This window comes from Streptomyces sp. NPDC059564 (genome assembly GCF_042735575.1).
Taxonomy (GTDB): domain Bacteria; phylum Actinomycetota; class Actinomycetes; order Streptomycetales; family Streptomycetaceae; genus Streptomyces.
This window is the reverse complement of the sequence record NZ_JBHWBP010000256.1, coordinates 1-11,138: the sequence shown is the minus strand read 5'-3', so window position 1 is coordinate 11,138 and position 11,138 is coordinate 1. Positions and strand designations below refer to the sequence as shown.

General features: G+C 73.9%; 9 protein-coding genes and 1 pseudogene. 4 read left to right on the top strand and 6 right to left on the bottom strand.

Features of this window, described 5'->3' with window-relative positions; genetic code table 11:
- Positions 1-28: 28 nt before the first annotated feature.
- The 3 genes from ACFV0Q_RS30500 to ACFV0Q_RS30490 form a co-directional block, all read right to left on the bottom strand.
- Positions 29-1,036 (bottom strand): LacI family DNA-binding transcriptional regulator, encoded by a 1,008-nt coding sequence (locus ACFV0Q_RS30500; RefSeq protein WP_385009590.1) that lies wholly within the window; start codon positions 1,034-1,036, stop codon positions 29-31.
- Between the two features lie 171 nt (positions 1,037-1,207).
- Positions 1,208-2,773 (bottom strand): carboxylesterase/lipase family protein, encoded by a 1,566-nt coding sequence (locus tag ACFV0Q_RS30495; protein WP_385009589.1) that lies wholly within the window; start codon positions 2,771-2,773, stop codon positions 1,208-1,210.
- 106 nt (positions 2,774-2,879) lie between these two features.
- A complete protein-coding gene (locus tag ACFV0Q_RS30490; protein WP_385009588.1) occupies positions 2,880-3,614 on the bottom strand; it encodes a phosphatase PAP2 family protein in 735 nt (244 codons plus the stop codon).
- 550 nt (positions 3,615-4,164) lie between these two features.
- Between ACFV0Q_RS30490 and ACFV0Q_RS30485 the strand changes: the two genes are divergently transcribed.
- From ACFV0Q_RS30485 to ACFV0Q_RS30475, 3 genes are all read left to right on the top strand, one after another.
- The gene (locus tag ACFV0Q_RS30485) at positions 4,165-5,490 is read left to right on the top strand and encodes an MFS transporter (protein WP_385009587.1); all 1,326 of its coding nucleotides are present in this window, start codon (positions 4,165-4,167) and stop codon (positions 5,488-5,490) included.
- 182 nt (positions 5,491-5,672) lie between these two features.
- A complete protein-coding gene (gene surE, locus ACFV0Q_RS30480) occupies positions 5,673-6,584 on the top strand; it encodes a 5'/3'-nucleotidase SurE (RefSeq protein WP_385009586.1) in 912 nt (303 codons plus the stop codon).
- A 40-nt stretch (positions 6,585-6,624) separates the two neighbouring features.
- Positions 6,625-8,229, top strand: a complete 1,605-nt coding sequence (locus tag ACFV0Q_RS30475) for a carboxylesterase/lipase family protein (RefSeq protein WP_385009585.1) — start codon at positions 6,625-6,627, stop codon at positions 8,227-8,229.
- Between the two features lie 44 nt (positions 8,230-8,273).
- On the opposite strand, the gene ACFV0Q_RS30470 is transcribed toward ACFV0Q_RS30475, so the two are convergent.
- Complete coding sequence (locus ACFV0Q_RS30470) at positions 8,274-9,116, bottom strand: class I SAM-dependent methyltransferase (protein WP_385009584.1); 843 nt, start codon at positions 9,114-9,116, stop codon at positions 8,274-8,276.
- A 133-nt stretch (positions 9,117-9,249) separates the two neighbouring features.
- Between ACFV0Q_RS30470 and ACFV0Q_RS30465 the strand changes: the two genes are divergently transcribed.
- Positions 9,250-9,834: a TetR family transcriptional regulator gene (locus ACFV0Q_RS30465; RefSeq protein WP_385009583.1), complete on the top strand. Its 585-nt coding sequence runs from the start codon at positions 9,250-9,252 to the stop codon at positions 9,832-9,834.
- Here the strand turns inward: ACFV0Q_RS30465 and ACFV0Q_RS30460 are convergent.
- Both ACFV0Q_RS30460 and ACFV0Q_RS30455 read right to left on the bottom strand, forming a co-directional pair.
- Positions 9,827-10,762, bottom strand: coding sequence for an alpha/beta hydrolase (locus ACFV0Q_RS30460; protein ID WP_385009582.1), 936 nt, complete (start codon positions 10,760-10,762; stop codon positions 9,827-9,829). The two genes, ACFV0Q_RS30465 and ACFV0Q_RS30460, sit on opposite strands and share 8 nt — an antisense overlap.
- A gap of 47 nt (positions 10,763-10,809) precedes the next feature.
- Positions 10,810-11,138 (bottom strand): annotated as a pseudogene (locus ACFV0Q_RS30455) (zinc-binding dehydrogenase); the annotation flags it as partial.

Genomic DNA, 11,138 nt, shown 5'->3' with positions numbered 1-11,138 from the left:
GACCGGGAGCCGCCGTTCCGCGCTCCGCTCAGGAGGTCTGGCGGTGGACGAGGACGGCCTCGATCTCGGGGAACGGCCTGGTCGAGCCGGTCTCGATCAGCTCGTGCACGGCGTCCGCGATCAGCGCGGGCGAGGCCAGGTCCAGCCGGATCGTGGTGAGCGGCGGCTGCTGGAGCGCGGAGAGGACGAGGTCGTCCGAGCCCACGACCGCCACGTCGTCCGGCACCACGATGCCCTCGGCCCGCAGCGCGTGCAGGAGCAGCGCGGCGTACTCGTCGTTGTAGGCGAAGACGGAGTCCAGGTCCAGGCTCGCCCAGCGGCGGGCGAGCTCGGTCGCGGAGTCCCGGGTGTAGGCCAGCTCCACGGGGGTGACGGTGGCCATGTGCCGGGCGGCGACCGACTCGGCCCCCGCGAGGCGCGGCCGTGCCAGCGTGCCGAGGCCGCGCTCGCGGGGCATGACGACGCCGATCCGGGTCCGGCCGCGGGCGATCAGGTGCTCGGCGGCGGTGGCGCCGATGCGGGCGTGGTCGAAGCCGATGGTGTGGACGCCCGGCACCGGGTGGGCGGCGAAGGCGAGCAGCCCGCGCACCCCGGCGCGGTGCAGCAGCTCGGCCGCCCGCGGGGTGATCCGGTCGCCGTCGAGGGCGATGACCGCCGCCGGGCGCAGTTCGGCCCAGGCCCGGGCGGCGTCGACGGGGTCGTCGAAGCGGCCGGCGTGCAGGACCGCCGTATAGCCGTGGCGGTCGAGTTCGCTGTGCAGGTCGTCGACCCAGTCGCTGACGAGCCGGCCGACGGCGGAGATCGACGCGGGCATCAGGACGAGGTTGCTCCGCCCGGCGCGCAGCGAGCGGGCCGCGGCGTGCGGGACGTAGCCGAGCTGGCGGGCCGCGTCGAGGACGCGGGCACGGGTGGTCTCGCTGACCCGGTGGCCCTGGGTGTCGTTGAGGACGAAGGAGACGGTGGCGCGCGACACCCCGGCGAGGCGTGCCACGTCGGCGCTGGTGATCGAAGCGGGGACGGGGGTTTCTTCGGCCATGACGTCCCTCGACGCTCCTCGCGGTGGGTTCGTGCCTGTTTTTCGGGCCTTCTTTCCCCTTCGAGGTTACACGAGTAAGAACAGGGCGACGAAGGGCCGCACGGCAGCGTGCGGCCCTCCGCGGGCGCGCCGGGGATTCCCCTGCGCCTACGACTACGGCTACGACTGCCGCTACGGCCGCGCCGGCAGGCCGGGGGCCGCCGTCCCGTGCAGTCGGCGCGCGTCCCCGGCGAGGTCCGCGAGCGGGGACACCACCGAGTCGAAGCGCATGGTGGTGCGCGTGTCCGCGCCGTACGGGTTCCACGTCGGCATCGCCGGGTGGTTGGGGTCGCCGGTGCGGGCGAAGGCGATCCAGGCCTGGTGCATGGTGTGCGCGAGGCCGTCGCGGACGGCGGGGTCGAGCCCGGCCACGAACGGCGCGTGCGCCCACTGGTCGAAGTTGGCGAAGACGAAGGGGAGTTCGAGGCAGTGCGCGGCGCCGAGACGGCCTTCGTACGCGGGCGCGGGAAGGTCGAACTGGTAGGCCCAGACGGGCCGGCCCAGCTCCGCCCTGGCCTCGGCCAGTCGTACGCCCGGGGCGCGGAAGAGCTCGTCCGTGATCAGGTCCATCAGCACGTCGGCGGGGCGCGCGCCGGGCCGGGCCCGTTCGTACGCCGCGTACGCCTCGGGCGCGGCTTCGGCCCCGAAGGTGTCGGCGATCCGGGCGGTCACCCGTTCCCGGTCGGCGGCGGCGTACCCGGGGTCGAGTGCGAAGCCGAAGTTGGCCTCCTCGCGGGTCCAGCCGATCATCACGTCGATGCCGGTCGCGGCTCCGTGCAGCAGGGCCTCGACCGGGTGGCGCGTCAGGGTGACCCCGTCGACGACGGGCAGGAACGGGGTCGGCCAGTAGCCCCAGCGCGCGGTCAGGGCGAAGAGCCCGCCGGTCGCGCCGATCAGCGCGGGCCAGGGCAGTCCGCGCAGTTCCGCGACGGTCTTCACGCCGGCCAGTTCCAGATAGGCGGCGGTCCGCTCCAGGTACGCGTCGGGGCCGGGGAGGTCGAGGCCGAGGGGCGGGCTCTGCAGGATCACGCGCCGGATCAGCCCCTGGGCCTCGGGGAGCCCGGCGAGGGCGGCGGTGGACAGGGCGCCGCCCGACTGCCCGGCGACGGTGATGTTGTCCGGGTCCCCGCCGAAGGAGGCGATATGGGCCGCGACCCATTGGAGGGCGGCCAGCTGGTCGCTGAGCCAGGGGTTGCCGGCGCCTTCGGGGTTGCCCTCCTCGGGACCGGTGTAGAGGTAACCCAGCGGTCCGATGCGGTAGTTGATGCTCACCACCACGAGGTCGCCGTCCCGGGCGAAGGTCTCGCCGGAGTAGTTCGGCATCGATCCGGAACCTGAGACGAAGCCGCCTCCGTGGATCCAGACGAGCACGGGGCGGCGGCCTTCGTCGGCCGCCGGGGTCCAGACGTTGAGGGTCAGGCTGTCCTCGTCGAAGGGCGGCGAACCGTGGCCGCCGAGGACCGGATCCCCGCCCGCCATGTACGGCTGCGGCGCGCTGGGGCCGTCGGCGGTGGCGTCACGGGTGCCGCTCCAGCCCGGGTGGGGCCGTGCGGGGCGCCAGCGCAGCTCGCCGACCGGGGGCACGGCGTAGGGCACGGCCCGGAACACGGAGACCCCGCCTTCGATCGCGCCGCGCAGGCGGCCTACGGGGAGGTCCACCAGCGTGCGGTCCTGGTCCGGGCCTGGGGTGAGAGCCATGAGCCAATCCTTCCTGGGCCGCGCGCCGAGCACGCGTCGACCCTTCGAGAGTATTGCGTAAATTATTCGACCGTCAATCATTCGCGATACGGAGCTCGCGGCCCCGTCACGTCCAGAGGCTGTCGGCCGCCACCCGCTCGGCCTCCGCTTCCAGGAGGGGTTCGAACGCCCGCAGGAGCAGCAGGGACGCTCCCGCTCCGGCCAGCGCGCCGGCGAACGTGTCGCTGAGCCACTGGGCGTGCAGCCAGGTACGGCTCCACATCATGGCGAGGACGTACACGGCGCCGACCAGCCACCACCAGCGCCGCGGGCGCGCCGGGAACAGCACCACCGCGGCCGCGACCACCAGGGTCACGGCGCTGAACACCTGGCCGGAGGGGTACGAGCCGTCGTTGACCAGGACCCAGGGGTACGGCGGGCGCGGGCGGTCGACGAGCATCTTGAGGGGCAGCGCCACGAGCACGTTCGCGAAGACGGCGGTCACGAACACGAACAGCGCCGAACGCCAGCGGCCGTAGACACAGAGGCAGCCGATCAGCATCAGCGGAAAGACGAGGCCCAGCGGTCCGCCGAGCCGGTCGAGGACGGTGGCGACACCGGTGGCGGCGCCGTCGGGAGAGCCGGCCATGAAGGCCGCCCAGCGGTCGTCGAGGCCCTGGAAGAACGGGCGGTCGGCCACCCGGAGCAGGAGCCCGATCAGGAGCGACGCGCCGAGGAGGGCGATGCCGGAGGCGAGGGCGTGGCGCGGCGGCGGCGCCGGGAGGTGGTGACGGGGAGGGAGTGTGCGGAGCGGGGAGTTCCGGGGGTACGGGGGCGTAAGGGCGTCGGGAGAACGCGGCATGGCGGGCCTTTCACGGTCGTCACCCCGGGCGGTGGGGGCGCACGGAGGTCCGGCGCGGGGACGTGGCGGGAAGGGAGGTGCACGCGGAAGCGGAAGGGGAGCGGCGACCCGCGGGAGGGGGCCGGAGCGCCGGGCCGCGGGGGCCGTCGCGGTGCGGCACGGAGTATTGCGGATCGGTGACCATCGCCACAAGAGCAAGACGGTTTCGAGACACGATCGCCCTGGTCAGCACCGATGACCGGCTGGTTACACGTGCTCCACGTGCGGTTCACGTGACGGTCACGATCTGTGCAGCGACGTGGTCCGAGCCCTAGCGGGGCCCCGAAATGGGTGCTACACAGTGTCCAAGCGCTGCGAGTGACACGTGTAACAACATCACGTCAGTCGGTCGCGGCGGTCCGCGGCGGCTTCCGGTGACACCGCCGCCCCGTGACCCCTCACGCGGCGCCTCCCCTCACCCACGTACCGCCCACCCGCGTACCGGAACCGGTGCACCACCGCCGCTCCCAGCACCCCGCCACCTCCCCGCTCCGTCCCCCGAGGAGTCGTCATGGCCACGAACGAGCTCACCGATCCGGTCGACCCGGCCGACCCGGCCGACCCGGCCGACCCGGTCAAGCCGCCGAGCACCACCTCCACCGCTGCGACCTCCCCTCCCGCCGCAGAACCGGAAGCGCCGCGCCAGCGCGGGCTCCTGCTGCTCCTCCTGGTCGCGAACTCCGCGATGATGGCCGTCTACATGGGCGTCGGCTCCGTCCTCCTCCCCACCCAGATCGCCGCCATCGCCCCCGACGACAAGGTCGCCGTCCTGGGTCTGATCGGCGGCATCAGCGCGATCTTCGCGACCGCCTTCAACCCGGTCGCCGGCGCCCTCTCCGACCGCAGCGGCCGCCGCAACCCCTGGATCCTCGGCGGCGCCCTCGGCGCGCTGCTCGCGCTGGGCCTCCTCGGCAGCGTCTCCACCGCACTGCTCGTCGGCATCGGCTGGTGTCTGGTCCAGGCGACGATGAACACCTACCAGGCGGCGGTCACCGCGATCGTGCCGGACCGCATCCCCGCCGCCCGCCGTGGCACGGCGTCCGCGCTGGTCGGGCTCGGTCTGCCGATCGGCGGCACGGTCGGCGTCCTCGTGGCCTCCCAGACCTCGACGCACCTGCGCACCGGGTACCTGGTCTTCGGCACGATCGTCGCCGGGGCCGCCCTGCTGCTCTCCGTCTTCTGCCGCGACACCCCGCGCGCCGGGGCCGTCGCCGCCCCGAGACCGCCCAAGGGCGCACAACTCGCCGCCTTCCTCTCGGCGTTGGCGAACCACGACTTCCGCTGGGCCTTCATCGGCCGCGCCCTGATGGTGCTGGGCTACTTCTCCGTCGTCGGCTACCAGCTGTACATCCTGGACGACCACATCGCGCTCCCGGCCGGTCTCGCCCCGCCCGCGGCCATGGCGATCCTGACCCCGGTGTCGATGGCCGCCGTGGCCCTGTCCACCGTCGTCGGCGGGCTGCTGTCCGACCGCTGGAACCGCCGCAAGGTGTTCGTCGGCGTGTCGGCAGCCCTCGCCGGGCTGGTCATGGTGGTCCCCGTCGTCAGCCCGACCTGGACCGGCATGCTCGTCTTCAGCGCGCTCAACGGGCTCGCCTTCGGCTGCTTCATGGCGGTCGACACCGCGCTCGTCACCCTGGTCCTCCCCCGGGCCGAGGACGCGGCCCGCGACATGGGCGTCCTCAACATCGCGAACGCCGGGCCGCAGATCATCGCCCCGTTCGTCGCCTCCGCCATCGTCACGGCCCTGGGCGGGTACACCCCGCTGTTCCTGGCCGGCGGCGCCCTGTCGCTGATCGGCGCGCTCGCCATCCTCCCGATCCGCAGCGTGCGCTGACCTCTGACCTCTGACCGCCGATCGACGACCGCCGATCCGCCGGGCCGCCTCATACGCCGACGCGGCCCGGCCCGTACTCCGGCGGGCGCGTGCCGAGGGTCGCGCGCCCGCCGGTCCCGCACCACACCACCCTCCTGCGCCACACCCTCGCCTCCCTTCCCTCCCTTTCCAAGGAGCCCTCTGTGAGACGCAAGCGAGTTCTGCCGCCGGTCATGCTGATCCTGTGCACCGCGGCCCTCGCGGGTACGGCGCCCGCGGCCGCCTCGCCGCAGGCCGCGCTGGCGCCCGCCGCCCCGCTGCGGATCCTGCTCACCAACGACGACGGCTACGAAGCGCCCGGCATCCGCAAGGCGTTCGAGCGGCTGACCGCCGCCGGGCACGACGTCACCATCGTCGCCCCGCTCACCAACCAGAGCGGCACCGGTACGAAGATGACGAGCGCCCCCGCCATCACGGTGCGGCACCCCGAGCCGAAGGTGTGGGCCGTCGACGGAACCCCCGGCGACTCGGTGTCCTTCGGCCTCTCCGAGGTGTTCGAGGGGCACGCCCCCGACCTGGTGGTGTCCGGCACCAACTTCGGGCCGAACGTCGCGGGTCTCGCCACCCACTCCGGCACGGTCGGCGGCGCCGTCGCCGCGCTGGAGTCCGGCGTACCCGCCATCGCGCTGAGCACGGGCGGCCTCTCGGTGCCCGATCCGGTCGCCACCGTCAACGCGATGGGCCCGACGGCCGACTTCGCCGTCAAGCTCATCGACCGGCTGCGGGCGCGGGCGAAGTCCGGACCGCTGCTGCCCAAGGGAGTCGGCCTGAACGTGAACCACCCCGTCGTCGGCGCCGACGGCAAGGACGCCGCCGCCGGTGTGGCCGCCACCTTCCAGGACCCGCAGATGTTCCTCGTACCGGACTTCACGGACTCCGGCGACGGCACCTGGAAGGTGAGCGTCAAGGTCGAACCGCGCCCGGCGGCGAAGGGCAGTGACGTGGAGGCCGTCAGCGCCGGCCGGATCGCCGTCAGCCCGATGAACGCCAACTGGAACGCGGGTCCCGCCGACCACGCCACGGCCTCGGCGCTGATCGCCGGTCTCCGCCCGTGACGGCGCCCGCTCCACACCAGCCCACTCAGGAGGACGACGGATGAAGCGGCCCGTGAAACGGCGCACTTCGGCAAGACCCCTGCTCGGTACGGCTCTCGCCCTGGTGGCGCTGTTCGCTCCGGCGCTCCCCGCCGCCGCCTCGGCCGGTGATGCGCCGAGGCCGGTGGTCACCGTCGCGCAGGGCCCGCTGCGCGGCCAGAACCACGACGGCGCCCAGGAGTTCCTCGGCGTCCCCTACGCCGCTCCCCCGGTCGGGGACGCCCGGCTGCGGGCGCCTCGGGAGCCGCGCCGCTGGAGCGGGGTGCGGGAGGCGGACCGGCAGGCGCCGGCCTGCGTGCAGTTCTCGCCGTTCGGGCTGGCGGACCCGCAGGCGGCCGGCGAGGACTGCCTCTACCTGGACGTGTACCGCCCCAAGGGTGCCCGCCCGGGAGCCCGGTTGCCGGTGATCCTGTGGATGCACGGGGGTGCGTACAGCCAGGGCACGGGGACCCAGTTCGGCGGCCGGACGATGGCCGACCTCACGAACAGCGTCGTGGTCAGCATCAACTACCGCCTGGGGCAGCTGGGTTATCTCGCACTGCCCGAGCTCGGGCGGGACGACGCGCGGCGCTCCGGCTCCTTCGGCCTGATGGACCAGGTCGAGGCGCTGCGCTGGACGCGGGAGAACATCGCGGCGTTCGGCGGGAATCCCGGCAGCGTGACGGTCTCGGGGCAGTCGGCGGGCAGCGGTTCGGTCTGCGCGCTGCTGGCGACGCCCTCGGCGGCGGGTCTGTTCCACCGGGCCGTGCTGCAGAGCGGGCCGTGCACGTTGCTCCGTACGCCCGACGGCGCGCGGGCCGAGTCGCAGGCGCGGGCGTTCGCCGAGCGCGCGGGCTGCGCCGACCCGGCGGGGGTCGCCGCGTGCCTGCGCGCCGCCCCGGCCGCGGCTTTGGTCGAGGCGGCGCGCACGCTGCCGACCTCGGGTCCGGCCTCGGGCGACGGGCTGCTGCCGGTGGATCCGGCCGCGGCGATCGGGAGCGGGGACTGGAACAAGGTGCCGGTGCTGATCGGGAGCACCCGTTCCGAGTCACGGCTGTTCGTGGCACTGTCGCAGCCCCGGCTGACGGAGCAGGAGTACACCGCGCAGATTCTGGCGGGGTACGGGGCGGCGGGGCCCGAGGTGCTCGCCCGCTATCCGGTCTCGGCGTACGGCTCCGCGTACCTGGCGCTGTCGGCGGTCATGACCGACTCCTCCTTCGCCTGCCACACCGCGTGGACGGCGCAGCTCTTCGCCTCCCAAGTACCCACGTACGCGTACGAGTTCGATGACCCTGACTCCCCCACCCTGGCGGGTGCGCAGGTTCCCGGCCTCGACGAGTCGAACGCGCACAGTGCCGAGCTGGCGTACCTGCACGACTTCACGGCGGGCGACCGGCCGCTGACCCCGGTCCAGGTGGCCCTCGCGACGCGGATGAAGCGCTACTGGGGTGCGTTCGCGCGCTTCGGCTCGCCGGTCGTACCGGGTCAGGCCGCCTGGCCGGCGACCGGCGCCGGGACGGGTACGGTGCTGACGCTCAACCCCGTTGCGACGCGGGCGGGTTCGTCGTTCCCGGCGGACCACCAGTGCGCCTTCTGGCGGACCCAGCCGACCCGGCCGCCGCTGTAGGAGCGGCCGGGTGTCCCCGCGCCGGGCGGCGCGGGGACACCCGGTCAGGGGGATGCGGGCTTCCGGGCGGTGACCAGCCAGGACGAGCTGACCATCCGTACGGAGCCGTCCCTTTCGTAGGGGCGCAGGGTGTCGGCGAGGACCTGGTGGGCGCGTTCGCCCTCCGCGGGCCCGGCCTGGTCGAGGAGATGGCGGCCGGGGCCGGAGTCCAGCAGGAACGCCGCGGCGTCCTCGGCGTCGCGTCCCCAGTCCCCGTACGCCTCGACGCGTACGGCCTCGGCATCCTCGAAGCCGCACGCTTCGAGCTGGCCGTAGGCATGTCCGGGAGCCGCGAGGGAGAACATTCCCGGGGCTCCCGGGGCGCCGAAGTCCCCGACCGGGAGGATGCCGCGCAGTGCGGCGAGCGCCCGGAGCCAGTCGTTGCGCTCGGGCGCCGCCGCGCAGACGAAGGCGAGGCGGCCGCCGGGGCGCAGCGCGTGCCCGATGTTCGCGAAGGCCGCCTCGGGGTCGGCGAAGAACATGACCCCGTACCGGCTGACGGCCACGTCGAAGCCGCCGGGGGTGAAGGGGTGGACCTGGGCGTCGCCTTCGGTGAAGTGGACGTTGTCCGCCTTCTCGCGGGCGGCGCTCGCGCGCGCCCGGTCGAGCATCGGGGCCGACAGGTCCAGGCCGACGGCCGCGCCCTCGCGCGCCCGGAGCGCGGCGAGGCGGGTGGTGCGGCCGGCTCCGCAGCCGATGTCGAGGACCCGGTCGCGGGGCCCGATGGCGGCGGAGTCGAGGAGAGGCTGGTTGAAACCGTCGTTGACGGCGTCCCAGCGGCTCTGGTGGCGGGCCCAGTAGGAGCCTTCGTAGCCGTTCCAGGCCTGCGCCTGATCCCTGTTGGCCATTCGGTCCGCCTGATGCGCCTGGTTCACCTGGTTCGCTTGATCCACGGGAGGCCTCCACGCCATAGAATGGGCAAGTGCCCAAAGAGTATGGGCGTACGCCCATACCTGCAATCGGCTTGAGGAAAGAGGCCCCATGTCCCCGCGTGGAGTGGCGATCCCGGACCTGCGCGAGCGGCTCTTCGCTGCCGCCGAACGGGTCGTGGCCCGCGACGGCGCGGCCGCGCTGACCAGCCGGGCGGTCACGGAGGAGGCGGAGTGCGCCAAGGGGGTCCTGCACGCGCACTTCTCGGGACTGGACGAGTTCGTCGCCGAACTCGTCCTGGACCGCTTCGCGCGCAGTGCCCGCTCGGCGGCGGGTCTGGCCGACCGGGTGGGGCAGGGCGCGGTCGCGGACAACCTCGTCGCGTTCGCGGTGGCGCTGCTGGAATCCCTGGATCCGGCGGTCGTGGGCCTGGCCATGACCCGGCCGGCCGCTTCCCTGCACGCGCGGCGGGCGCTGGAGTCCGGTGTGCAGGGGTACGCGGGGAGGCAGCGGTCGGTCGTCGGCTATCTGGAGGCCGAACGGGCGCGCGGCCGCGTACCGGAGGGCGCGGACGCGGACACCATCGCGCTCGCCCTCGTCGGTACGGTCCACCACCTGCTGATGACACGGCCCCCGGGCGCCTCCTTCGACGCACGCGACACGAGCGAGCGCCTGGTGGCCGTTCTGCTCAGGTGAGCCGGTTCTTGAGCTGGGCGAACAGCTCGGTGACGGCCGCGTCGGCCGCCGGGGAGATGCGGAAGAGGTTGAGGAAGGCGTGGATCAGCCCGTCGTACGTACGGGCGAACACCTCCACGCCCGCGTTCGTGAGCGCGGCCGCGTAGGCGTTGCCCTCGTCGCGCAGGGGGTCGTACTGGGCGGTGCCGATCACCGCGGGGGCGAGGCCGGCGAGGCCGGCGGCTCTCAGTGGGGAGACGGGGGCGGAGGCGCGGACGGCGGGGTCGTCGCCGGCGTAGAGCCGCTGCAGGTCGAGGACGTCCTGGTGGCGCAGGACGTATCCGGTGGCGTTCTCGGTGCGGGAGGCGTACTCGCCGTCGAAGTCCACGGCGGGATAGGCGAGGAGCTGGGCTGCCAGGGGCCGGTGCTCGTCGCGGAAGGCGAGGGCGACGGCGGCGGCCAGGTTCCCGCCGGCGCTGTCGCCTGCCAGGGCGAGCCGGTCGGGGCGGGCGCCGTAGTCGTCGACGTGGTCGGCGACGTGGCGGGCCGCGGCGAGGCAGTCGTCGTAGGCGGCCGGGAAGGGGTGCTCGGGCGCCAGGCGGTAGTCGACGGCGACGACCACGGCCTCCACGTCGCGGCACAGCCTGCGGGTGACGTCGTCGTGCGTGTCGAGGTCACCGGTGAGCCAGCCTCCGCCGTGGAAGAACACCACGGTGGGTACGGGGCCGTCCGTCGCGGGCCTGTAGACGCGTACGGGGATCTTCCCGGCGGGGCCGGGGACCGTGGTGTCCTCCACCGAGCCGACCGCGATCGGCTCCGCCGCGGCGATGCCGGCGCCCAGCTGCTTGTTCGCCTCGCGGAGCAGGGCGGGGTCGGTGTCGAGGACGCGCGGGGCGGGCGCGGCGCTGAGCTGGTCGAGCAGGGCGGCGAGGGAGGGGTCCACGGGCATGGCGGGCCTTTCGTGTCGTGGGGGGGCGCGGCGGCCGGGGAACGGATTCAGGGGCGCAGGATGAGGCGGATGGGGTCGCCCTCCTTGGTGCGCAGGCGGTCGACGGCCTTCGCCGCGTCGGCGAGCACGAGTACGTCGGTGATGGAGCGGGAGAAGTCCAGCCTGCCGCCTTCGGCCAGGGCGATCAGCTGCGCCACGGCGTTCTCCGCGGATCCGTAGTGGCCGAGGATCTGGTGCTGGAGGTAGCTGAAGAGGGTGCCGTTGGTGACGGTCAGCGGCTGGTCGGTCAGGCCGGCCAGGACGAGCCGCCCCCTGGGCCCGAGCAGCGCCTGCTCGACGCACCCGATCCGCGCCTCGTCCCCGACGAAGTCGGAGG

Coding starts and splice junctions, on each gene's coding strand:
- ACFV0Q_RS30490 (WP_385009588.1), bottom strand. CDS start 3,614: ATGCCGCGTTCTCCCGACGCCCTTACGCCCCCGTACCCCCGGAACTCC.
- ACFV0Q_RS30475 (WP_385009585.1), top strand. CDS start 6,625: ATGAAGCGGCCCGTGAAACGGCGCACTTCGGCAAGACCCCTGCTCGGT.
- ACFV0Q_RS30470 (WP_385009584.1), bottom strand. CDS start 9,116: ATGGCCAACAGGGATCAGGCGCAGGCCTGGAACGGCTACGAAGGCTCC.
- ACFV0Q_RS30485 (WP_385009587.1), top strand. CDS start 4,165: ATGGCCACGAACGAGCTCACCGATCCGGTCGACCCGGCCGACCCGGCC.
- ACFV0Q_RS30465 (WP_385009583.1), top strand. CDS start 9,250: ATGTCCCCGCGTGGAGTGGCGATCCCGGACCTGCGCGAGCGGCTCTTC.
- ACFV0Q_RS30460 (WP_385009582.1), bottom strand. CDS start 10,762: ATGCCCGTGGACCCCTCCCTCGCCGCCCTGCTCGACCAGCTCAGCGCC.
- ACFV0Q_RS30495 (WP_385009589.1), bottom strand. CDS start 2,773: ATGGCTCTCACCCCAGGCCCGGACCAGGACCGCACGCTGGTGGACCTC.
- ACFV0Q_RS30500 (WP_385009590.1), bottom strand. CDS start 1,036: ATGGCCGAAGAAACCCCCGTCCCCGCTTCGATCACCAGCGCCGACGTG.